We start from the raw sequence: 21957 nt of genomic DNA on the forward strand, positions 1-21957 counted from the left end.
CGGTTTACTGCTGCGGCAGGGCCTTGGTCGGCGACGCCGTCTTGGGGTCGGGCAGCAGCGGCGCGCCGGTGTCGGGCAGGATGGCGCTCTTCTGCGGCTGGGCACCCTCCTGCACGGCGCGGATGCTCTGGTAGCGGTCCAGCGTCAACTGGTTGGCGCTCTCGGCGCTGCGCATGACGACAGGGCGCAGGAAGACCATCAGGTTGGTCTTCACGCGCGTGCGGTTCTTGCTGCTGAACAGGTTGCCGATCAGCGGGATCTTGGACAGGCCCGGCACGCCGTTGTCGCCGTCGGAGTATTCGTCCTTCAGCAGGCCGCCCAGCACGAGGACGTCGCCGTCGTCGACGACCACGCTGGTCTCGATGGCGCTCTTGTCCAGCGTGGGGCCGTTGACGCCGGTGGACGTCACCGAGGAGTTCTCCTGGTAGACCACCATGCGCACGGTGCCACCCTCGCCGATCTGGCTCTTGACCTTCAGCGTCAGGCCCACGTCCTTGCGGTCCACCGTCGTGAACGGGTTGACGGTGCCCCCGGTCGTCGTGCCCGTATTGGCGTAGGAGCCGGTCACGAAGGGCACGTTCTGACCGATGACGATGCGGGCCTCCTCGTTGTCCAGCGCCACCAGGTTGGGCGTGGACAGCACGTTGGCGCCGCTCTGGCTCTCGAAGAAGTTGGCCACCGCGCCCAGCGTGTAGACGCTGCCGAACTTCTTCAGCAGGCCGATGTTCAGGCCCGCCGGCGGGGAGCCGTTGGCCAGTGCGGTCGTCACGCCGGCCGTGCCGCCAGCCACGGCGCCGGTGGCATTGATGATGTTGGCCAGGCCGGTGCCGAAGTTGGTGCCCGCACCGGTGATGGTGCTGTCACCCTTGCTGCCGAACAGGTTCTGCCACTGCACGCCGAACTGGGCGGCCTTGGTGTTGTCGATCTTGACGATCAGCGACTCCACGTAGACCTGGGCGCGGCGCGAGTCCAGTTGCTCGATGACGGCGCGGACCTGGCGGTACAGCGGTTCGGGTGCCGTGATGACGAGGGAATTGGTCGACGGGTCGGCCTGCACGAAGCCGCCGGTGGAGGGGCCGGAGGACTGGCTCAGCGGCGCCGTCGCGGCGGCGGAGCTCAAGCCGCCCGCATTGGTGCCGGTGTTAGACGTCGCACCGGGCAGGCCCTGGCCCGGCGCGGCCAGCGAACCGGCGCCCGTCGGGCTGGTGCTGCCGGACGAGCCGCCGGCGCTGCCGCCCGCTGCGGCGGCGCCGAAGGCCGCGCGCAGCACGGTGGCCAGCTTCACGGCGTCGGCGTTCTTCAGGTAGACGACGCGGATGTTGTTGCCGCCGTCGGCGCTGGGCTGGTCCAGCTTGTCGACCATGGCGCGCACGGCGGCCAGGCGGGCCGGGTTGCTGGCGCGCAGGATGAGGCCGTTGGAGCGTGGGTCCACCAGCACGTTGACGGCGCTGCTGCCCTGCCCCGGCACGCCCGCGGCAATGGCGGTGCCGCCATCGGCCAGGCGCTGCACCAGCGGCGCCAGGTCGGCCGCGACGGCGTGCTTCAGCGGCACGATCTCGATGTCGCTACTGCCCGGCGTGTCCATGGCCGCGATGATCTTGGCGATGCGCTGCAGGTTGTCGGCGTAGTCGGTGATGACCAGGCTGTTGTTGCCCGGGTTGGCGTTGATGGTGTTGTTGGGGCTGATCAGGGGGCGCAGCACGGCCACGAGGTTGTTCGCGTTCTCGTGCTGGATGCGGAAGATCTGCGTCAGGATCTGGTCGCCGCGCGCGTTGCTGGTCTCGACGGCCACCGAGCCCGCCTGCAGCTTGGCGTCGGGCTCGGGCAGCACCTTCAGGAAGCCCGCCGCCTCGACGACGGTGAAGCCCAGGCCGCGCAGCGCCGCCAGGTAGTTGCGGTAGGCCTCGGCCACCGACACCGGCTGCTCGCTGTAGACCGTGATCGTGCCCTTGACGCGCGGGTCGATGATGATCTGGCGATTCAGCATCACGCCGATGGCGCGTGTCACGGCCTCGATGTCGGCGTTGACGAAATTCAGCGTGACCGGCGAACTGGCCTTGACGGCCGGGCCGGCGGGCTTGCCGCGCTGGACGGTGTCGGGCTGGGCGAGCGCGCTGCTGCTTGCCAGCAGCAGGGCGGCGAAGGCCGTGGCGGTGCGTTGGAGATTCATGATCATCCGATCGTCAGGACGGAGCGGGCCCCCTGGCGGCGCCCGATGATGTTCAGCAGATTGTTCAGCGCTTCCTCGCGGCCCGGCGCGGCGCCGGCCTCGCCGACGAAGCGGCTCTTGCCGCCGCTGCTGAGCGTGCCCGCGCCGGACAGCTGCAGCGCACCCTCCAGCGTGGACAGGTGCAGCAGGCTGAGGCCGGGATTGGCCGGATCGGCCGTCACGGTGAAGCGATAGCTGCCCAGCGGCGCGACGGTGGAGACGCGCGAGGACAGATTGAGCAGCTCCAGCTGCAGCTCGCCGAGCTGGCGCCAGCGGCCCTGCGCCCACTCCAGCCGCAGCTCGCGGGCCGACAGCCGCAGCGAGCCGCCCAGTTGCAGCGTGTTCCAGGGCGTGCCCAGGCCCGCCAGCAGGTCGGCCGGCAGGCGGGCCAGCCAGTCGGCCTTGGTGCCGACGCCGACCTCCATGTGCCCGAGCCCCGGCTTGATGTCCAGCAACAGCTCGCCATTGATACAGCAGTCCTGCCGGGCGGCCAGTTGCAGGCCCAGGCTCCAGGCCTGCAGCTTGGGCGCCATGCGCCAGTGCAGGCGGCCGGGCAGGGCGGCGGCGTCACGGCTGCCGGCGCCGCCGGTCAGCACCAGCACGCCCGAGCCGTTCCATACGCTGCCGCGCGTGTCGACGATGAGCAGGTGCTCGCCGGTCGCCGAGGCCAGCGCGCGCGCCAGCCAGCTCGCCGGCGCGAAGGCGATCAGCGCGCAGATGACGCCCACCAACCCGCCGAGCAGGCTCCAGCGCCTGGGCGTCAGATGGCGTACCGCGCGGCCACCGGCGTGGTTGCCGGCGAGCAAGGCGTCGTGGGCCGGTGCGCTTGTCCTGAGCCAGGCCATTAGTTGCTCCCCAGGCTGAGCACCAGCGTGCCGGCGTAACCCCTGGGGCCACGTGTCAGCTGGGCCTCGACGGGGCGGGCGCGGGCGGCCGAGCGCACCTCGGCCAGCCAGCCCTGCAGCGTCTCGGGCGTGATGCCGTTGAGCGTGATGACGGCGCGGTCGCCGGCCAGGTTCAGGCGCGCCGCGGGGCCGAGGTGTTCGACCGAGGCGGTCAGTGCCGCCTGGGCCTGGGCCGGCGGCACTGCCGGTGCGGCGCGCAGCGCGCGGGCCTCCTGGGCCTGGGCCTGCATCTGCTGAAGCTGCAGCTCGAGCTGCTCCAGCTCGGCGGGCGCCGTCCTCAGCGTGCGCAGCGCCGGTGCAAGCAGCAGGCTCCAGGCCACCAGCAGGCCCAGCAGCGCGCCGACGCCACCGAGCGCCAGGCGCTCGCGGTCGCCCAGGGCCTGCCATTGCGCCAGCGTCCGGGCCTGGGCCTGGCGGAACTGGGCGGCGATGCCCGCGCCACCGGCGGGGTTGCGGAAACTGGCCATCAGGGGCGTCCTCGCGGTGTGGCGCGGCTGATGGTCAGCTTGCCCTCGCTGGCGTCCAGCTGCCAGCCTTCGCTGCGCAGCTGGGTGCGGAAGTTGTCGATCTGGTTCGGTGCCCAGCCCTGGGCCGAGACGGTCAGCCGGCCGGGTTCGAAGGCCAGCGCGTCGGTGGGCGGGCGGTCGCCGGGCCAGGCGAGGGCGGCGGCACCGAGCAGGGTTTCGAAATCCTGCTCGCCAACGCTGCCGGCGCTGGCGCGCAGCAGGTCCAGTTGTTTTTGCATCTGCACCGGCGCATCGAGGATGGCGCGCACCTGCGGGAAGGCGTCGGTCAGCGTCGCCGTGACGGCGGCGCGGCGCGCGGCCAGTTCGCGGTGCTGGTGCCAGGCCCACAGGTTCAGCCCCAGCAGCTGCACAAGCGCCAGGCCGGCCAGACCGTAGCGCACCGGGCGCCAGGGCTTGCGCATCAGCGCGCGGCTGACGAGGCGCAGCGCGCGAACGCCGCGGGCGCGCGGCGCGAGGTCGAACTGGCGCAGGTTCCAGGCGTTGTCGACGACGGCCAGCGCGCGCCGGGCTGGCGTCTGCACGGTGACGGGGGTGCCGAGCCAGCGCTCGGCGGCCGTCGCGGTGGCGGGCGTGGCCGTCCATTGCGCGGCATGCACGAGGTCGGGCGTGAAGAACTGCCGCGCCAGACCGCCGTCCAGCGGCAGCGTCGCCACGCCGTCGGCATGGCTCCAGCGCAGCGCGATGCCGGCCGCGTCGCGCTCGCCCTGGGTCTCGAAGAAATGCCCGCGCGCCTGCTCGTCCGGCCAGGACAGCGGCGCGACGCGCTCGATGAACACCTGGGCGGCTTCCAGCTGGGCGAGATGGTCGGCCAGCCAGGGCCTGGAGGTGATGGCGACCCAGGCGCTGTCGCCACCCCGCGCATCAGGCTCCAGCGCGAAATGCAGTGCGTCGGGGTCGTCGAGCAAGGACTCCTCGAGCTTGCCGGCCAGTGCGGCACGCATCTGGCGGCCGGCGCGCGGCAACTCGACGCGGCGCCAGCTGACGTCGGACTCGGCGACGACGGCGACGACGCTGTCCGCCGCCGGAAGTGCCGCGGCGGCGGCGCGGCCCTCGGCGCCTGTCTCGCGGCCGTCCGGCGTCAGCACGTAGTCGTACTCGCGCGGTGCGTCGGCATTCGGCGTCTCGGGCGCGGCCCGGCCCGGCGCGTGCAGGCGCGTCCGGGGGGGCAGGAACAGCAGCAGGGTGCTCATTGGGGGTGTGATCAGGCGCGGCGCATTCTAGGAGGGGGTGATGAAGTTCCCGACGCCGGGGGCGGGCCTGGGGCGAGGATCTGTAGCCGGCGTCGAGTTCAAGCGTCTATCGATTCAGCAACTGGTTGATGCGCTCGCGCGCCAGCACGACCATGTTCAGGTCCCTGCGCTCGATCAGCGAGCGCTGTTCGAGCTGGCGCTCGTCCAGGCGCAGCCGGCCGGTGACGACGAAGAAGGACGAGGCCACGGACGCGCGGGTGCCTGTGGCCTGGGCCAGCGCGGCGGCCGGCAGGTAGGCGGCGGCATCGCTGGTCACATCCTGCAGCGGCTTAGCCTTGCGGCCCTGCACGAGGCGTTCGGCCGTGGCCAGGTCGACACCGTCGAACAGCGCCGCGATGACCTCGCGCGGCGCGGTGTTCAGGTTGACCGGCGTGGCCTTGGGCAGCAGCACGACATAGGGTCGCAGGCGCTGCAAGGTGTCGGCGTCAAGGCCGAACCAGGACAGCTGGTCGAGGCCGGCGGGTTGCAGCGGGCCGCTGTCAGCCGGCGGCTGGCTGGCGCCACTGGCCGGCGTCGGGAATGCATCGCGCAGGCCGGCGATGATGAGCGCGGCCGTGCCTGGCGGCGCATTGACCTGGCTGCACAGCCGCTCCAGCACGCGCTGCTCCAGCTCGGGCACCTTGGGGCCACCGAGCAGCGCGCGCAGGTTGTAGCGGCTCTGCGCGTCCTCGATGCTGCCAGACAGGAAGGCCTCGGGGCCGTCGTCGGCTGTCAAGGGGGCGGTCGCCAGGAAGGTGGACAGCCGCGCCTCGGCCAGTGGCACAGCCCAGGGCTCGCCGAGATGGTCGACGGGCTTGTTGCGGTTCTGCTTGGCGTCTTCCAGCAGGATCAGCCGCGCCCAGTCCAGCGCGCCCTGCAGGATCCAGGCGCTCTGCGCGCGCGCGCGGTCGGCGGCCTCGATCTGCACGGCGCGGTACTGCTGCCAGACCATGCCGGCCGCGAGACTGGCGATCAGCGTGACGATGATCATCGCGGTCAGCAGCGCCGCGCCGCGTTGTCGCAGGCGGGTCTTCATCGGACGGTGATCTCCAGCTCGCGCGTCAGCGTGCCGCTCAGGCCGCTGCCATCGGCGAACTGCATCGCGATGCGCAGGCCGGCCGGCGTCGGGTTGGCGGGTTTCTGGGGGCCCTCGGCGTTGCCGGTGGACTGGCAGTTGCTCCAGGCATTGCCCCAGTAGCAGTAGAACTGCCAGCCGGCCACGCCGTCGAGGGCGCGCAGCGCCGGGTTGCGCTGGGCGAGCTGCTGCAGGCCGCGCTGGCGCTGGTCCTCGAGGTCTTGCAGTGTGCGCACGGCCGGGCTCTCCCAGCGCCACAGGCTGCTCTCGCGCAGGCTCCACACGACGACTTGCAGGCCGGCCGTGGCCTGACGGGTCAACACGAGGTTGCCGCCATCGAAGGCCAGCGGCGGCACGGCGCTGTGGCTGTCCTGCAGTGCGCGCAGGTCGACCTCCCACTGCGCCAGCACGGTTTGCAGCCGTGCCGTCTGGGCCAGGCCGGCCTGCGCGATCTCGCGGCTCCTGACGAGGGCGTCGATGCCGCGCCAGGCCATGGCCGCCATGATGGCCATGACGAGCAGCGCCACCAGCACCTCGACCAGCGTGAATCCGCGCGACTTCATGCTCAGAACTTGCCCATGATGGTCGACAGGCTCAGCACGGGGCGGCCCTGGTCGTCGGCGACGTTGGCATCGACGCGGCGGAACAGCGGGTTGGGCGTGGGGCCGACCTTGAGCGTGCCGGTGTAGCTGCGGCCGAGCTGTTCGCAGCCGAAGGGGGATTCGCCGATGTCGGGGAACTGCTGGGTCAGGCGCAGCTCTGTCAGCAGGTTCTCGGCGCACCATTGTGCGGCGCTGACCTGGGTCAGGCGCTCGGCGTTGTTGGCCAGCGCGCCGGCAGCCTTGATGCCCGCGCCCAGCGCGATGGCGACGACGACCAGGGCGACGAGCACCTCGATCAGCGTGAAACCCCGTTCGCGGTTCATGGCGGCGTGACGATGTCGAAGGCGGCGAGGCCATCGGTGCCGAGCACGAGGCGCTGGTCGGCGAGCTGCAGGCGCAGGCGCTGGGCCGGGATGACGGGCTCGGGGCCCAGGGTCAGGCCGGGGTTGGCGGCGGTGGCGTTCTCTATGGTCACGGCCACCGGCTCGCCCAGCCAGCGGGTGGGCAGCTGGATGGTGGAGGGCAGGCCCTCGAAGCGGAAGTCGTCCCCGCTCTTCAGGCCCTTTGGGATCCAGCGCACGGTCAGGCCGGAGGCGCGGCTCTCGGCGCGCGCCGTCTCGAGCAGTGCGGCCAGGCGCTGGGCCTCGCGCTGCAGTTGCAGCTCGGCGGGGTCGCGCAAGGCCAGCGTGATCGTGGCACTGGTGATGGCGATCAGCGCCACCACGACCAGCAGTTCAATCAGCGTGAAGCCACGCGGCCTACTGCCAGGAACCGATGTCCGCGTCACGACCCTCGCCGCCGGCGCGGCCGTCGGCGCCAAAGCTGTACACATCGACCTCACCCTTCACGCCGGGGTTGGCGTACTGGTAGGGGTGGCCCCAGGGGTCGTTGGGCAGTTTCTCGAGATAGGGCTTCCAGTTCGGCGGTGGCGTGCCGACGGTGGGCTTGTGCACGAGGGCGTCCAGGCCCTGCTCGGCGCTGGGGTAGCGCTGGTTGTCGAGCTTGTACATCTTCAGCGCCTGCATCAGGTTGTTGACGTCGGTGCGGGCGGCCGTGACGCGGGCGTCTTCGGCGCGATCCAGCACGCTGGGCACGACCAGGGCCGCCAGGATGCCGATGATGACGAGCACGACCAGCAGTTCGATGAGCGTGAAGCCGCGGGCGACGGCGCTGGCAAGAGGGGGGCGACGCATGTCTGGGAGCGTGGGGCGCGGAAGCAGCGGTGAGCAGGCCATCATAATGGGCCGATGCTTGCTCGATTGATGGCGTTTTCGGTGTGGCTGCTGCTCGGCGGCTCGGTGGCCTACTGGGGCCTTCAGCTGTTCGCGCGGCCGCTGGCCATGCCGGTCTCGGTGCTGCCGGCCGGCGAGGCGCGTTCGGCTCAGGTCGACCTGAGCCGGCTGCTCGGCGCGACGCCGGCGGAGGCCGGGCCGGCACCGGAGGCGGTGGCCTCGACGCGGCTTCGCCTGCTGGGCGTCGTCGCGCCCAAGAGCGCGCGCGCGGCCGAGGCCGGCGAGGGCGTGGCGCTGATCGAAGTGGACGGCGTGGCGCGCACGGTGCGCGTGGGCGCCATCGTCGACGGCGAGTTGCGCCTGCTGCGCGTGAACGCCCGCAGCGCCAGCCTGGGGCTGGCCGGCCAGGCGGCCAGCCAGATCCTGGAGATCAGCCCGCCGGCCGCGCCGGCCACGGGTTCGCTGCCGCCGGCCACGCCGTCGCCTACCGTGCTGGGCGGCGATCCGAACGCCGGTGGCCTGCCGCTGCGCGCCGGCCCGCCGGCACCGGTGCCGGCCACGATGCCCTCGGTCTATGGTGCGCCGCCGGCCCCGCCGGCGTCGGTGCCGGCCAGGAGCGAGTAACGGCGGAGTAACAGCGGCGCCGAGGCGCGTCAGGCGCCCAGTGCCGGCAGCTGGGTGCCGAGGTCGGGTCGCAGGGCGACGCGGGCCTCGGCCACCTCGTGCAGGTCGGTCAGCAGCGCCGCCGCCGCGCGGATCATGGGCCAGGCCAGCGCCGCGCCCGTGCCGTCGGCGCTGTCCATGCCCAGCTCCAGCAGGGCCGAGGCGCGGAACAAGGCCAGGGCCTCGTCCAGGCCACGGTGTACATGGCTGCGGCAGAACACGGCGTAGTCGGTGACCGGCGCGCAGATCAGCGAGGCGAGCTTGAGGGCCGCGCAGGCGGCTATGCCGTCGACGATGATGAGGCTGCGCTTGCTGGCCGCGACCAGCATGGCGCCGACCATGACCGCGATCTCGTGGCCGCCGAAGGCGGCGAGCACGTCCATGGGTTCCCTGGCGTCGCGGTGGCGGGCCAGGACGCCGTGCAGCACGTCCAGCAGGTGGACGAGGTCGTCCTGGCGCATGGTCGGGCCGGAGACGACAAAGTCGCGCACGGTCTGGTCGGACAGGCGCGCGAGCACCAGCGCGGCACATTCCGCCGAGCCCTGGCCGAGTGCGGCGCAGGCCAGCACGTTGCCAGGCAGGTTGTCGGCGATCTCCATGCCGACGCGCACGCCGGCGTGGGCCTGCTCCAGGCTCATCGCATGGGCGGTGCGCGCATTGCGCGTGCCATGGGCGACCTTGCGGGCCAGCAGGCGGGCGTGCGGCGGCAGGTTGTCGGCGACGCCGCAGTCGACGACGGTCAGGTGCAGGCCCTGCAGTCGCGAGAACACGGACACCGGCAACTGGGCGTGCAGGGACATCTGCACCAGGTCCTTGGTCGGGCGCCCCCACGGAGCGCCGACGCCGTCGACGACGATGCCGTGGTCGGCCGCGAACAGCGCGAGCACCGGGTCGCGGAAGCGCGGCGTCAGGCTGTTCTGCACCAGCCCCAGGCGCACGGCCAGCGGCTCCAGTTCGCCGAGGCCGCCCGCGATGGTCGAGCGGCGGTCGACACGGTCGCGCAGGGCCTTTTCCAGCTCCGGGTTGGCGGTGGGGGAGATCAGCGACTGTTGGGCGACGGTCATGGCGCAGGCGTTGTCAGACCCCGCATTTCAACTCAACCCAGGAACAAGCGGTAGGCCGGATTGGCCGTTTCATCCTCGAACGGATAGTTCAGACCGTCGAGAAACCCGCGCAACGCGGCGGCGTCGCCCTTGGGCACCTGGATGCCGACGAGGATGCGGCCATAGTCCGCGCCCTGGTTGCGGTAGTGGAAGAGGCTGATGTTCCAGTCCGGGTGCATGCTGGACAGGAAACGCATCAGCGCGCCGGGCCGCTCCGGGAAGACGAAGCGGTAGAGCCGTTCGTGGCGCGCCAGTTCGCTGCGCCCGCCCACCATGTGGCGGATGTGCTGCTTGGCCATCTCGTTATCGGTCAGGTCCAGCGTCTCGAAGCCGGCCTTGCTGAAGGTTCTGGCCAGCCTGGCGGCCTCGTCGGGCTTGGAAATGGCGATGCCGACGAAGATGTGGGCGACTGCGGCGTCGGCGATGCGATAGTTGAACTCGGTGACGCTGCGCGGGCCGAGCAGCTCGCAGAAGCGCTTGAAGCTGCCGCGCGCCTCAGGGATGGTGATGGCGAACAAGGCCTCGCGCTGCTCGCCGACCTCGGCGCGCTCCGCGACGAAGCGCAGGCGGTCGAAGTTCATGTTGGCGCCGCAGGTGATGGCCACCAGGGTCTGGCCCTTGGCGCCCGTCTTGGCGACGTACTGCTTGACGGCGGCGACGCTCATCGCGCCCGAGGGCTCCAGGATGGAGCGCGTGTCCTCGAAGACGTCCTTGATGGCCGCGCAGACGGCGTCGGTGTCGACGACGATGTAGTCATCCACCAGCTCGCGGGCGATGCGAAAGGTCTCCTCGCCGACCAGCTTGACGGCCGTGCCGTCGGCGAACAGGCCGACGTCGCTCAGCGTCACGCGCCTGCCGGCCCTGACCGAGCGCAGCATGGCATCGGAGTCGGTGGTCTGCACGCCGATGATCTTGATCTCGGGTCGCAGCGCCTTGACGTAGGCGGCGACGCCGGAGATCAGGCCGCCGCCGCCGATGGCGACGAAGATGGCGTCGATGGGGCCTGGGTGCTGGCGCAGCAGCTCCATCGCGATGGTGCCTTGGCCGGCGATGACGTCGGGGTCATCGAAGGGGTGGACGAAGGTCAGGCCCTGGGCCTGCTCCAGCTCCTTGGCGTGGCCGTAGGCGTCCGTGAAGCTCTCTCCGAACAGCACGACCTCGCCACCCAGCGCCTTGACGGCGTCGATCTTGACCTGGGGCGTGGTCACCGGCATCACGATGACGGCGCGGCAGACCAGCTTCTTCGCCGACAGCGCCACGCCCTGGGCATGGTTGCCCGCCGAGGCGCAGATGACGCCGGCGGCGCGCTGCTCCGCCGACAGGTGGGCCATCTTGTTGTAGGCGCCGCGCAGCTTGAAGCTGAAGACGGCTTGCTCGTCCTCGCGCTTGAGCCAGACCTTGTTGGCCAGGCGCTTGGACAGCTTGGTCGCGGCGCTGAGGCTGGTCTCGCGGGCAACCTCGTAGACCCGGGCGTTCAGGATGCGCTGCAGGTAGCTGCTGCCAGGCGGTAGCATCGCGGGCACCTGGGGCGTCGCCTCCGAGGCGGAGGGGCGGCGGCGCGAGGGGGCGCTCATCGGGTCTCCATGCAGTCTTGTTGCGGTGCCGCATGATAGGAGAGAGCCCCCACGCAGTGCCGCGGCCTGCCTTCGGCGAAAAAAAACCCGAGCTCTTTCAAGCTCGGGTTGAATCCACCATTGAGGCGGTGGAGGAGACAATCGGTGCGAAAGCGTTTCGCTTGAGTCGCAGTGTAGCGCCGGGTTATGCTGCGCTGCAATATTTTTCTGTGAACGAATTGGAGCTTTGTCTCTAGATGACCATGGAGTGCACCGTCAGTTGGCTGGGTCCCGAGGGCCCCAGCGGCATGAGCTTCGTCGCGGAGACCGGCAGTGGCCATGTACTGGCCATGGATGGCGCGCCGGACGGTGGGGGGCGCAATCTGGCGCCCAGGCCCATGGAGACGGTGCTGGCCGGTACCGGCGGCTGCACGGCCTATGACGTCGTGCTGATCCTCAAGCGCGGCCGCCACGACGTGCGCGGCTGCAAGGTGGTCCTGAAAGCCGAGCGCGCCACCAGCGACCCCAAGGTCTTCACGGCCATCCACTTCCACTTCGTCGTCAGCGGCAAGGCGCTCAAGCCGGAGATCGTCGAGCGCGCCGTCGCGCTGTCGCACGAGAAGTACTGCTCGGCGACGGCCATGCTGGCCAAGACCTCGGCCATCAGCACGTCGTTCGAGATCGCCGAAGTCTGATCAGACGCGGTGGGCCACGGTCGTCATGACCTTGGCCGCGGCGCGCATCAGGCCCCGGATGGGCGCCGGCAGCGGCGCCGCGCCGGCCGCCAGGGCGGCGTCGGCATGTGCGGCCTCTTCCTGCTTCATCCGGTCCACAATGGCGCGCGACGCGCTGTCGGCGGCCGGCAGTCGGTCCAGGTGCGAAGCCAGGTGGGCCTCGACCTGGCGTTCGGTCTCGACGACAAAGCCGAGGCTCCATTTGTCGCCGGCCAGTCCGGCCAGGCTGCCCCAGGCGAATGCGCCGGCCCACCAGAGCGGCGCGAGATGGCTGGTGTGCGTGCCGAGTTCGGCCACTCGGTCAGCGGTCCAGGCGAGGTGGTCGAGTTCTTCCTGGGCGGCTTGTTCGAAATGCCGGCGCAATGCGTCGGTGCGGCCGAACAGCGCCTGGGACTGGTAGAGCGCCTGGGCGCAGATCTCGCCGACATGGTTCACGCGCATCAGGGCGCCGGCTTCACGCGCCTGCGCCGTACTCAGCGCCGGCGGCGCCATGCCGGCGGCCGGGGAGGTTCGCGATGCGCGCGTCGGCGTGAAGACAGTTCGCAATCCGTCGTCAAGGGCGCTGATGAGGCGGTCGGATGGGCTGGGGTTTTTCATGCCGTCCATGGATCGCAGGCGGCCCCATGCCCTACCTGCATGGCGTCAAGTGAAGGTTTCATGAATCCTGCAAGGCGTTGTCCTAATGCAACGCGAATACACAATTTCATATCCGTAAATTCCCGGTGGCCCCCAAGCTCTGGTGGAATACTTCCGCTTCCTCGAAGCGAGGAGGGTGTCGAACCTTCCGGGTCAACACCTCCATGAATACTTAGGAGTATCGAATGAAAAAAGCTCTGATTGCCCTGGCTGTCCTCGGCCTCACCGGCGGCGCAGCCGTCGCGCAATCTTCGGTCACCCTGTTCGGCGTCCTGGACGCTGACATGAAGTACGTCAAGACCGGCGACCTCAAGCAGAAGAAGCTGGACTCCAGCGGCCTGAACACCAGCCGTTTCGGCGTGCGTGGCACGGAAGACCTCGGTGGCGGCCTGAAGGCTGGCTTCTGGCTGGAATCCGAAGTTGCCGTGGACACCGGCGTTGCCGGCAACGGCGGCGCCTTCTGGGGCCGTCGCGCCACGGTGAGCCTGGCGGGCGACTTCGGTGAAGTCCGCCTGGGCCGCAACAAGACGGTTTCGCGTCTGCACCTGGAAGACTTCGACCCCTTCACCTTCACGGGCCTGGGCAGCGTCGGCGCCATCTACAGCAACCTGGGCAGCGGCAACGGCACGTCCTACGGCCGCGCCGACAACCTCGCCTCCTACTCCCTGCCTAACGGCCTGGGTGGCTTCTACGGCGGCGTGGACGTCTCGGCCGGCGAAGGCGTGGGCACCAACAAGGGCCAGTCGGTCCGCCTGGGCTACAAGGACGGTCCCCTGCACGTGTCCGGCACCTATGCCAGCACGTCCAACGCTGCCGACAACAGCAACTTCAAGCTGGCTTCGGTCGGTGGCGCCTACGACTTCGGCGTGGCTCGCCCCTCGCTGTCGTACACGGAATCGAAGTTCCTGTCGCGCAAGCAGCGTATCGTGACGGCCGCCGTGACGGTGCCGGTGGGTCAGGGCCAGTTCGTGGCGTCGTACACGGATGCCAAGGCGAACGACTCTGCCAAGACCGCCGTCGCCGGCTACACCCCGATCGGCGACGCCAAGCTGCTGGCGCTGGGCTACGCCTACAACCTGTCCAAGCGTACCGCGCTGTACACGACGTTCTCCCAGATCGACAACAAGGGTGCTGCCAAGTTCCTGGTTGCCGGCGCTCCCGCCGCGACCGCTGGCGGCCAGAAGTCGACCGGCTACGACGTCGGCATCCGCCACAGCTTCTGATCCTGCGCGGCCTTCGGGCCGCTGCGAATCAGCCAAGCCGCCCTCGGGCGGCTTTTTCTTTTGCCTGAGTGCTTGTCCCCTGCGCGACAGGGGATTCCGCTGTGGACAATCAACAACAGACCGCGCGTTATGGCAGAGCGCATCGCTGAGAATCAAGCGGTTCACTTTTCTTCGCAGGAGACAACCTTGATGAAAAAAGCCTATTTGGCTGTTGCCGTTCTGGCCACCAGCACCTCCGCCGCCTGGGCCCAGTCCAGCGTGACGCTTTATGGCATCGTGGATGCCGCGGTGCGCTACGTGTCCAATAACAACGGTGCTCAGAAGCAAATGGTCCCGGGTGGCATGTCCGAGAGCCGTCTCGGCATCAACGTCACCGAGGACATGGGCGGCGGCCTCAAGGGTCTCGTGAACATGGAACACCGTCTGAATTCGGACACCGGCACCGCGGCGGCCGCCGATTTCTGGCGTCAGGCCTGGGTGGGCGTGCAGTCCAACGACTTCGGTCAGGTTCGCCTGGGCCGCCAGTACAACGTGCTGTTCGACGTCTACACGTCGACCTACGCATCGTTCCGCTACTCGCCCTACATCGAGCAATTCAAGCCCGAGATCGGCCTGTCGCTGGGCGCCCGCCAGAGCAACATGGTCAAGTACCTGGCCCAAGCTGGCAATATCTACGGCGAAATCCAGGTGTCGGCGGGTGAAGGCACGTCGCCGGCGGACAAGTCCATCGGCGGCCTGCTGCGTTACAACGACGGCACCTTCGGCCTCGGCGGCGCCTACCTCCAGGTGACGGACCTGCTCGGCAAGAAGGTCAAGGCAACGACCATCGGCGGCTCCTACACGAACGGGCCCCTGTACGTGAATCTGTCGTGGGGCCAGAACAAGTTCGACGCCGGTGGCCAGCTCGGCGCAGCCTTCACGGGTGCGCTGATCAAGGGCTACAACGGCCTGCCCGTGCTGAATGCCGCGGCCAACGACGTGAAGACGCGTGACATGATCATGGCCGGCTTCACCTACCAGCTGACGCCCCAACTGAACCTGGGTGCCGAGTACTGGCACGCGCAGCAGACGCATTACGCGCCGGCCCTGGCCAACACGAAGAGCAAGGGCGACTACTTCGCCTTCGTGGCCGACTATGCCTTCTCCAAGCGCACCGACGCCTACTTCGAGGCCGACTACACCAAGCACAACGGTGCGGTCACCTTCGCCAACGGCGCGACCAAGCGTGGCGGCACCATGGTGGGCCTGCGTCACCGCTTCTGACGTGCCTTGCGGGGCTCGATGCCCCGCCGATATCGAACGACGGGCCGCGAAAGCGGCCCGTTTCCTTTGGGCAACGCCGCGTGCCTAGGGCTTTCACGGGAGGCTCGGGGCTTCAGGCTTCGCCATGATCGCGCCTTCGCGCGGCGCAGGGACGCGCCTGTCTCCGAGTCTTCATGCTGGTCTTCATTCTTCGTCGCCTGGTCCAGGCCCTGGTCGTCATGCTGTCGGTGGCCTTCATCGCCTTCATGCTGTTCCAGTACGTGGGCGATCCGGTCACCAATCTGCTGGGCCAGGATGCGACCGAGGAGCAGCGCACCGCGCTGCGCAAGGATCTGGGCCTGGATCGGCCCTTCCCGGTGCAGTTCGCGCATTTCGCCACGAATGCCGCCCAGGGGGAGTTCGGCATCAGCCTGCGCCAGGGGCGCAAGGTGTCGGCCCTCATCGTCGAGCGCTTCCCCGCGACGCTGGAACTGGCCCTGGTCGCCGGCCTGATTGCCCTGGGCCTGGGCATTCCGCTGGGGGTCTACGCGGCGCTGCGGCGCGGCAAGGCGAGCGCGCAGCTGCTGATGACGGGCACGCTGTTCGGCGTCAGCCTGCCCAATTTCGTCATCGGCATCGTGCTGATCTGGGTCTTCGCCGTCGAGCTCAAATGGCTGCCGAGCTTCGGCCGCGGCGAGGTTGTCACCTTCGGCGCCTGGACCTCGGGCCTGCTGACGCGCGACGGGCTGCTGCACCTGATCCTGCCCGCCTTCACGCTGTCGGCCTTCCAGCTGACCCTGATCATGCGCTTGGTGCGCGCCGAGATGCTGGAGGTGCTGCGCACCGACTACATCCGCTTCGCGCGTGCCCGCGGCCTGACGGACCGCAGCGTCTATTTCGGTCATGCGCTGAAGAACACGCTGGTGCCCGTCATCACCATCACGGGTTTGCAGCTCGGCTCGTTGATCGCCTTCGCCATCATCACCGAGCAGGTCTTCCAGTGGCCCGGCATGGGCCTGCTCTTCATCCAGGCCGTGCAGTTCGCCGACATCCCTGTCATGGCGGCCTACCTCTGCCTGATCTCCCTGATCTTCGTCGTCATCAACCTCGGCGTCGATCTACTCTATTTCGCCGTCGATCCGCGTCTGCGTGTCGAGGGCAAGGCCCATTGATCATGGCCGCTGACGCCCCCAGCAACCCCACCGCGGGGCCCTCCACCCTGCGGCGCCTCCTCGACGGCGACGTCTGGCATTCCTTCCGCAGCTCGCCGGTCGCGATGCTGGCTGCGCTCATCGCGCTGGTCTGTTTTGTCTGCGCGCTGTTCGCGGAGGTCGTCGCCCCGCACAACCCCTTCGACCTGGCGACACTGGAGCTGCTGGATTCGCTGAAGCCCCCATCCTGGGTCGATGGCGGCGAGCCCAAGTATCTGCTCGGCACGGACGGGCAGGGCCGCGACATCCTGTCGGCGCTGATGTACGGCGCGCGCATCTCGTTGCTGGTCGGCATCGCCTCGGTGCTGTTGTCGCTCCTGATCGGCGTCAGCCTGGGCCTGCTGGCTGGCTTCGTCGGCGGGCGCACCGACGCAGTCATCATGCGCATCTGCGACGTGATGCTCTCCTTCCCGTCTATCCTCGTCGCGCTGATGATCAGCGGCGTGGGCCGCAGCCTGTTTCCGCACGCGCCCGACATGCTGGCCCTCGTCGTCCTCGTGCTGGCCATTGCGCTGACGGGTTGGGTGCAGTACGCGCGCACCGTGCGCGGCTCCACGCTGGTGGAGCGCAACAAGGAGTACGTGCAGGCGGCCCGCGTCATCGGCGTCGGTCCGCTGCGCATCATGCGCCGCCACGTGCTGCCCAATGTGCTGGGTCCGGTGCTGGTGCTGGCCACCATCCAGATCGCGTCGGCCATCATCACGGAGGCGACGCTGTCCTTCCTGGGCGTCGGCGTGCCGGCCACCAGCCCCTCGCTGGGCACGCTGATTCGCAACGGCAACGACTACCTGTTTTCGGGCGAGTGGTGGATCACCGCCTGGCCCAGCCTGACGCTGGTCCTCATCACGCTCAGCGTGAACTTGCTGGGCGACTGGCTGCGCGATGCGCTCAACCCCCGACTGCGATGACCGCCCCGTTGCTTGAAGTCAGCCACCTGCGGGTGGAGTTCCCGACCCGTCGTGGCACGCTGCTAGCCCTGGACGACATCTCCTTCTCGATCGCACCGGGCGAGATCCTGGGCGTGGTCGGCGAGTCCGGCGCCGGCAAGTCGCTGACCGGCGCCGCCATCATCGGCCTGCTGGACCCGCCAGGCCGCATCGCCGCCGGCGAGATCCGCCTTGCGGGGCGCCGCATCGACAACCTGCCCTATGAGCAACTGCGCCGCATCCGCGGCCGCGAAATCGGCGCGGTGTTCCAGGATCCGCTGACCTCGCTGAACCCGCTCTATACGGTGGGACGCCAGCTGGTCGAGACCATCACGACCCACCTCGACCTGACGGCCTCGCAGGCTCGCGCCCGCGCCATCGAGCTGCTGGCCGCCACCGGCATCCCGGCGCCCGAGGCGCGCGTGGACCATTTCCCGCACCAGTTCTCCGGCGGCATGCGCCAGCGCGTTGTCATCGCGCTGGCGCTCGCGGCCAACCCCAAGCTCATCGTCGCCGACGAGCCGACGACCGCGCTGGACGTCTCCATCCAGGCGCAGATCATTACGCTGCTGAAGAAGATCTGCCGCGAGCAGGGTGCGGCCGTCATGCTGGTCACCCACGACATGGGCGTCATCGCCGAGACCTGCGACCGCGTGGCCGTCATGTATGCCGGCCGTGTCGCCGAGATCGGCCCGGTCGCCGACGTCATCCACCGCCCTGCCCATCCCTATACCGTCGGGCTGATGGGCTCCATCCCCGCCATGGACGAGGACCGTGAGCGCCTGCTGCAGATCGATGGCGCGATGCCGCGCCTGACCGCCATCCCGCCCGGGTGCGCCTTCAATCCCCGTTGCCCGCGCGTCGTCGAGCGCTGCCGCGCCGAGCGCCCCGAGCTCGCCCAGGTCGGGGCGACGAACGCTGCCTGCTGGCGTCCCGTCACCGTGGAGGCCGTGCGATGAGCGCCCCCCTCGTCGAGGTCCGCGACCTCGCCAAGATCTTCGATGTGTCCCCGCCCTGGTTGAACCGTGTCGTCGAGCGCAAGCCCAAGGCATTCGTGCATGCCGTCGACGGCGTGTCCTTCGGCATCGAGCGCGGCAAGACGCTGGCCCTCGTCGGTGAAAGCGGCTGCGGCAAGAGCACGGTCGCGCGCCTGCTGGTGGGCCTGTACCAGGCGACGCGCGGCGGGGTGCGCTTCGACGGCGAGGACATCGCCGAGACGCTGGCCGGCGCGAATGCGCACACGCTGCGCCGGCGCATGCAGATGATCTTCCAGGACCCTTATGCGTCGCTGAACCCGCGCTGGAAGGTGCTGGACATCGTCGCCGAGCCGCTGCGCGAGCATGGCCTGGTCCGCGACGGCGCCGAGGTCGTGAAGCGCGTCGGCGAGTTGCTCGACTCGGTGGGCCTGAATCCGGCCGACGCCGAGAAGTTCCCGCACCAGTTCTCCGGCGGCCAGCGCCAGCGCATCTCCATCGCCCGTGCGCTCGCGACCCGGCCCGAGTTCCTCGTCTGCGACGAGCCGACCTCGGCGCTCGACGTGTCCGTGCAGGCCCAGGTCCTCAACATCATGAAGGACCTGCAGCGCGAACGCGGCCTGACCTATCTCTTCATCTCGCACAACCTCGCTGTCGTGCGCCATGTGGCCGATCAGGTCGGCGTCATGTACCTGGGTCGTCTCGTCGAGGTGGCGGACAAGGCCGAGCTGTTTGCGCGGCCGCGCCACCCCTACACGCGCATGCTGCTGGATGCGATCCCCGACATCCACATGACCGGCCGTGCCCGCACGCCGGTGCAGGGTGAGGTGCCGAATCCGTTGAATCCGCCCAGCGGCTGCAGTTTCCACCCGCGCTGCCCGCTGGCCAACGAGCGCTGCAAGGCCGAGCGGCCGTCGCTGCTGGAGATCCGGGGTGTGCGCGTGGCCTGCCACGCGGTCGAGGAGGGCAGGGCGGGCTGATCAGCGCGATGGCGCCGAGGCTGGGGCTGACGCCGCGCCCGCCGGCTTGGGCAGGATCAGCGGGCCTTTCTGCCCGCAACCCGCGAGCGCGGTAAGGGTGATCAGCAGGGTGGCGATGCACCCACCTACACTGGCGGCAGTCTTCTTCATCTGTCCAGTTTATGTCCCTGTCCGACGCCGAATACCACGCCAAGGCCCACGCGCTGCTCGCACGCATCGAGGCGCAGGTCGATGCCTGGCTGGACGAAGACGTCGTCGACATCGACAGCCACCGTACCGGCGGCCTGCTGGAGCTCAGCCTGCCGGGCGGGTCCAAGATCGTCATCAACACCCAGCCGCCGCTGCAGGAGATCTGGCTCGCGGCGCGCTCGGGGGGCTATCACTTCAAATGGGATGGCGCCCGCTGGCTGGACCGCGAAGGCCAGGAGTTCTGCGCTCGCCTGTCGCGCAGCGCCAGCGAGCAGGCCGGCCGGGCGCTGACGTTCAGCGCCTAGGCGCTACCGCTTGAAGAGGTCCAGGATGGACTTCTTTTCCTCTTCGCTGCTGCTGGCGGGCACGTTGGGCTCGTTTGACAGCTCGCGCACGCTGTTGCCTGCCGTGTACTCGTCGTAGAACCATTCGCCGTTGACGTTGACGACGCCCTCGGGTGGCGTGATCTCGTCGACCGGCTTGCCCTTGAGCGCGAAGCCCATGTACTCGATCCAGACCGGCAGGCTCAGGCCGCCGCCGGTCTCGCGGTCGCCGAGCTTGCGCGGCTGGTCGTAGCCTATCCAGACGACGGCGACGAGGTCCTTCTGGTAGCCCGCGAACCAGGCGTCCATGGAGTCGTTGGTCGTGCCGGTCTTGCCGTAGATGTCGGGGCGCTTCAGCGTCGCTTGCGCGCGCGCAGCGGTGCCGCTGCGCGTGACCTCCTGCAGCAGGCTGCTCATCAGGAAGGCGTTGCGCGGCTCGATGGCGCGGGCGTCGTCCGCCAGCGCGACGGGCAGGGCCTCGTAGAGCAGCCGGCCCTTGTTGTCGGTGATCTTGGCGATCAACTGCGGGCTGACGCGGTAGCCGCCGTTGGCGAACACGGAGAAGCCCTGGGCCATCTGCATGGGCGTCACGGAGCCGGCGCCCAGCGCCATGGTCAGGTACGCCGGGTGCTTCTCGGCCTCGAAGCCGAAGCGCGTGATCCAGTCCTGCGCGTACTTCACCCCGATGGAGTGAAGCACGCGGATGGAGACCATGTTCTTGGACTTGGCCAGCGCCGTGCGCAGCGGCATGGGGCCTTCGAACTTGCCGTCGTAGTTCTTGGGTTCCCAGGGTTGGCTGCCCGTGGTGCCGGCGTCGAAGAACAGTGGCGCGTCATTGACGACGGTGGCTGGCGTGAAGCCCTTCTCCAGCGCGGCGGAGTAGATGAAGGGCTTGAAGCTGGAGCCAGGCTGGCGCCAGGCCTGGGTCACATGGTTGAACTTGTTCTTGGCGTAGTCGAAGCCCCCCACCATCGCGTGCACCTGGCCGTTGCGCGGGTCCAGCGACACGAAGGCGCCCTCGACCTCCGGCAACTGCGTGATCGTCCACTCGTTGCCGTCCTTCTGCCTGGGGCCCTTGACGACGCGGATCACCGCACCGCGGCGGATGCGGGTCTTGGGGTTGCCCTTGTCGGACAGGCCCGAGGTCGCGGGCTTCAGGCCGTCGCCCGTGATCGTGATGGCGTCGCCGCTCTGCAGCACGGCCGAGACCTTCTTGGCATCGGCCTCCAGCACGACGGCGGCCAGCAGTTCGTCGTTGGCCGGGTGATCGGCCAGCGCCTCCGCGATGCGCGCGTCCAGCGCCTTGGCGTCGCCGGGCAGGTCGGCATAGGCCTCGGGGCCACGGTAGACCTGGCGCTTCTCATAGTCCAGGATGCCGCGGCGCAGTGCGCGATAGGCGCTGTTCTGCTCGGCGCTGTTGAGCGTCAGGTAGACGTTCAGTCCGCGCGAATAGGCCTCGTCACCGTACTGGCTGAAGATCAGCTGGCGCGCCGCCTCGGCGACGAACTCGGCATGCGAAGCTGACTCCGGTACCGGCCGGATGCGCAGCTTCTCCAGCTTGGCCGCGTCGCGTTCCTCCTCGGTGATGTAGCCCGTCTCGTACATCCGTTCGATGATGTACTGCTGGCGGATGGTCGCGCGCTTGGGGTTGTTGATCGGGTTGTAGGCAGACGGTGCCTTGGGCAGGCCGGCCAGCATGGCGGCCTCGGCAATGCTGATCTTGTCCAGTGTCTTGCCGAAATAGATCTCGCTGGCTGCCGCGAAGCCGTGTGCGCGGTGGCCCAGGAAGATCTGGTTCATGTAGATCTCGAGGATCTTCTCCTTGGACAGCGCCGACTCGATCTTCAGCGCCAGCAGGATCTCGTAGATCTTGCGCGTGAAGGTCTTCTCCGAGGACAGGTAGAAGTTGCGCGCCACCTGCATCGTGATCGTCGACGCACCCTGGCTGCGCGACTCGCCGACGTTGGCCAGGCCGGCGCGCAGTATGCCCAGGTAGTCCACGCCGCCATGCTGATAGAAGCGTGCGTCCTCGATGGCCAGCACGGCCTCCTGCATCACCTTGGGGATCTGCTGGATGGGCAGGTAGCTGCGGCGTTCCTCGCCGAACTCGCCCAGCAGCACGCCGTCGCTGGACAGGACCCGCATGGGCAGCTTGGGGCGGTAGTCGGTCAGTCCGCTGACGTCGGGCAGGTTGGGATAGGCCAGCGACAAGGCCAGTGCCGCCAGCAGCAGGATGGCCGCGACGCCGCCGCCGATCAGGCCCAGGCTCCACAGCGCCCAGCGGCTCAGGCGGGAGGTGCGATCTGACGGGGGGGCGTTGCCGGCGGGCGAAGGACTGGAGGCAGCGGATCGGGGCTTGTCATTCATGAGCCGGCGGAGCGCCCCGAGAGCGCGAGGGGAGGAGTCGGCGGATTATAGGAA

At 69.2% G+C, this 21957-nt stretch carries 23 protein-coding genes; 9 read left to right on the top strand and 14 right to left on the bottom strand.

The annotated features are described in order from the left end of the window. Nucleotides 1–4: 4 nt before the first annotated feature. The 9 genes from gspD to gspG all read right to left on the bottom strand — a co-directional run bounded on the left by gspD (nt 5) and on the right by gspG (nt 7740). Entirely contained in the window at nt 5–2170 is a 2166-nt protein-coding gene (gene gspD, locus JOY88_RS20035; protein ID WP_293504410.1) for a type II secretion system secretin GspD, read from the bottom strand. 2 nt (nt 2171–2172) lie between these two features. Next, entirely contained in the window at nt 2173–3054 is an 882-nt protein-coding gene (gene gspN / locus JOY88_RS20040; protein WP_293504411.1) for a type II secretion system protein N, read from the bottom strand. Continuing rightward, the gene (locus JOY88_RS20045; RefSeq protein ID WP_293504412.1) at nt 3054–3581 is read right to left on the bottom strand and encodes a type II secretion system protein M; all 528 of its coding nucleotides are present in this window, start codon (nt 3579–3581) and stop codon (nt 3054–3056) included. The genes gspN and JOY88_RS20045 overlap by 1 nt, the downstream gene beginning before the upstream one ends. Beyond that, the gene (gene gspL, locus JOY88_RS20050; RefSeq protein WP_293504413.1) at nt 3581–4831 is read right to left on the bottom strand and encodes a type II secretion system protein GspL; all 1251 of its coding nucleotides are present in this window, start codon (nt 4829–4831) and stop codon (nt 3581–3583) included. The genes JOY88_RS20045 and gspL overlap by 1 nt, the downstream gene beginning before the upstream one ends. A gap of 106 nt (nt 4832–4937) precedes the next feature. Then, nucleotides 4938–5906, bottom strand: a complete 969-nt coding sequence (gene gspK, locus JOY88_RS20055; RefSeq protein ID WP_293504414.1) for a type II secretion system minor pseudopilin GspK — start codon at nt 5904–5906, stop codon at nt 4938–4940. Beyond that, nucleotides 5903–6508 carry a type II secretion system protein GspJ gene (locus tag JOY88_RS20060; RefSeq protein WP_293504415.1) on the bottom strand — a complete coding sequence of 202 codons (606 nt, stop codon included), beginning with the start codon at nt 6506–6508 and terminating at the stop codon, nt 5903–5905. Before JOY88_RS20060 ends, gspK begins: the two co-directional genes overlap by 4 nt. A gap of 2 nt (nt 6509–6510) precedes the next feature. Further along, a complete protein-coding gene (gene gspI, locus JOY88_RS20065; protein WP_293504416.1) occupies nt 6511–6870 on the bottom strand; it encodes a type II secretion system minor pseudopilin GspI in 360 nt (119 codons plus the stop codon). Next, on the bottom strand, nt 6867–7334 hold the full coding sequence (locus tag JOY88_RS20070) for a pilus assembly FimT family protein (protein WP_293504417.1): 468 nt from the start codon (nt 7332–7334) through the stop codon (nt 6867–6869). Before JOY88_RS20070 ends, gspI begins: the two co-directional genes overlap by 4 nt. After that, nucleotides 7306–7740 carry a type II secretion system major pseudopilin GspG gene (gspG, locus tag JOY88_RS20075; protein ID WP_293504418.1) on the bottom strand — a complete coding sequence of 145 codons (435 nt, stop codon included), beginning with the start codon at nt 7738–7740 and terminating at the stop codon, nt 7306–7308. The genes JOY88_RS20070 and gspG overlap by 29 nt, the downstream gene beginning before the upstream one ends. A 54-nt stretch (nt 7741–7794) precedes the next feature. Here gspG and JOY88_RS20080 point away from each other — a divergent pair, with 54 nt between their 5' ends. Next, nucleotides 7795–8403, top strand: coding sequence for a hypothetical protein (locus JOY88_RS20080; RefSeq protein ID WP_293504419.1), 609 nt, complete (start codon nt 7795–7797; stop codon nt 8401–8403). A 29-nt stretch (nt 8404–8432) separates the two neighbouring features. Here JOY88_RS20080 and JOY88_RS20085 read toward each other — a convergent pair whose 3' ends face one another. Together JOY88_RS20085 and ilvA are read right to left on the bottom strand one after the other, a co-directional pair. Further along, nucleotides 8433–9506, bottom strand: a complete 1074-nt coding sequence (locus JOY88_RS20085) for a nicotinate-nucleotide--dimethylbenzimidazole phosphoribosyltransferase (protein WP_293504420.1) — start codon at nt 9504–9506, stop codon at nt 8433–8435. Nucleotides 9507–9538: 32 nt separating this feature from the next. Then, on the bottom strand, nt 9539–11059 hold the full coding sequence (gene ilvA, locus JOY88_RS20090; RefSeq protein ID WP_293504462.1) for a threonine ammonia-lyase, biosynthetic: 1521 nt from the start codon (nt 11057–11059) through the stop codon (nt 9539–9541). A gap of 302 nt (nt 11060–11361) precedes the next feature. Here ilvA and JOY88_RS20095 point away from each other — a divergent pair, with 302 nt between their 5' ends. Next, nucleotides 11362–11793, top strand: coding sequence for an OsmC family protein (locus tag JOY88_RS20095; RefSeq protein WP_293504421.1), 432 nt, complete (start codon nt 11362–11364; stop codon nt 11791–11793). On the opposite strand, the gene coq7 is transcribed toward JOY88_RS20095, so the two are convergent. After that, entirely contained in the window at nt 11794–12429 is a 636-nt protein-coding gene (gene coq7 / locus JOY88_RS20100) for a 2-polyprenyl-3-methyl-6-methoxy-1,4-benzoquinone monooxygenase (protein WP_293504422.1), read from the bottom strand. It lies immediately after the preceding gene. 224 nt (nt 12430–12653) lie between these two features. Between coq7 and JOY88_RS20105 the strand changes: the two genes are divergently transcribed. The 6 genes from JOY88_RS20105 to JOY88_RS20130 all read left to right on the top strand — a co-directional run bounded on the left by JOY88_RS20105 (nt 12654) and on the right by JOY88_RS20130 (nt 19024). Next, the gene (locus tag JOY88_RS20105) at nt 12654–13691 is read left to right on the top strand and encodes a porin (RefSeq protein ID WP_293504423.1); all 1038 of its coding nucleotides are present in this window, start codon (nt 12654–12656) and stop codon (nt 13689–13691) included. Nucleotides 13692–13880: 189 nt separating this feature from the next. Next, nucleotides 13881–14954: a porin gene (locus JOY88_RS20110; RefSeq protein ID WP_293504424.1), complete on the top strand. Its 1074-nt coding sequence runs from the start codon at nt 13881–13883 to the stop codon at nt 14952–14954. 173 nt (nt 14955–15127) lie between these two features. Then, nucleotides 15128–16105: an ABC transporter permease gene (locus JOY88_RS20115; protein ID WP_293504425.1), complete on the top strand. Its 978-nt coding sequence runs from the start codon at nt 15128–15130 to the stop codon at nt 16103–16105. A 2-nt stretch (nt 16106–16107) separates the two neighbouring features. Next, on the top strand, nt 16108–17052 hold the full coding sequence (locus tag JOY88_RS20120) for an ABC transporter permease (RefSeq protein WP_293504426.1): 945 nt from the start codon (nt 16108–16110) through the stop codon (nt 17050–17052). After that, a complete protein-coding gene (locus JOY88_RS20125; protein ID WP_293504427.1) occupies nt 17049–18029 on the top strand; it encodes an ABC transporter ATP-binding protein in 981 nt (326 codons plus the stop codon). The genes JOY88_RS20120 and JOY88_RS20125 overlap by 4 nt, the downstream gene beginning before the upstream one ends. Beyond that, nucleotides 18026–19024 (top strand): ABC transporter ATP-binding protein, encoded by a 999-nt coding sequence (locus JOY88_RS20130; protein ID WP_293504428.1) that lies wholly within the window; start codon nt 18026–18028, stop codon nt 19022–19024. Before JOY88_RS20125 ends, JOY88_RS20130 begins: the two co-directional genes overlap by 4 nt. On the opposite strand, the gene lptM is transcribed toward JOY88_RS20130, so the two are convergent. Next, entirely contained in the window at nt 19025–19174 is a 150-nt protein-coding gene (gene lptM, locus JOY88_RS20135) for an LPS translocon maturation chaperone LptM (RefSeq protein ID WP_293504429.1), read from the bottom strand. Between the two features lie 11 nt (nt 19175–19185). Between lptM and cyaY the strand changes: the two genes are divergently transcribed. Next, nucleotides 19186–19518, top strand: coding sequence for an iron donor protein CyaY (cyaY, locus tag JOY88_RS20140; protein ID WP_293504430.1), 333 nt, complete (start codon nt 19186–19188; stop codon nt 19516–19518). 3 nt (nt 19519–19521) lie between these two features. Here the strand turns inward: cyaY and JOY88_RS20145 are convergent, their stop codons facing one another. After that, nucleotides 19522–21903: a penicillin-binding protein 1A gene (locus JOY88_RS20145; RefSeq protein WP_293504431.1), complete on the bottom strand. Its 2382-nt coding sequence runs from the start codon at nt 21901–21903 to the stop codon at nt 19522–19524. Nucleotides 21904–21957 lie beyond the last annotated feature (54 nt).

It is taken from the genome of Roseateles sp. (assembly GCF_019237615.1).
In the GTDB taxonomy this organism is placed as follows: Bacteria; Pseudomonadota; Gammaproteobacteria; order Burkholderiales; family Burkholderiaceae_C; genus Pelomonas.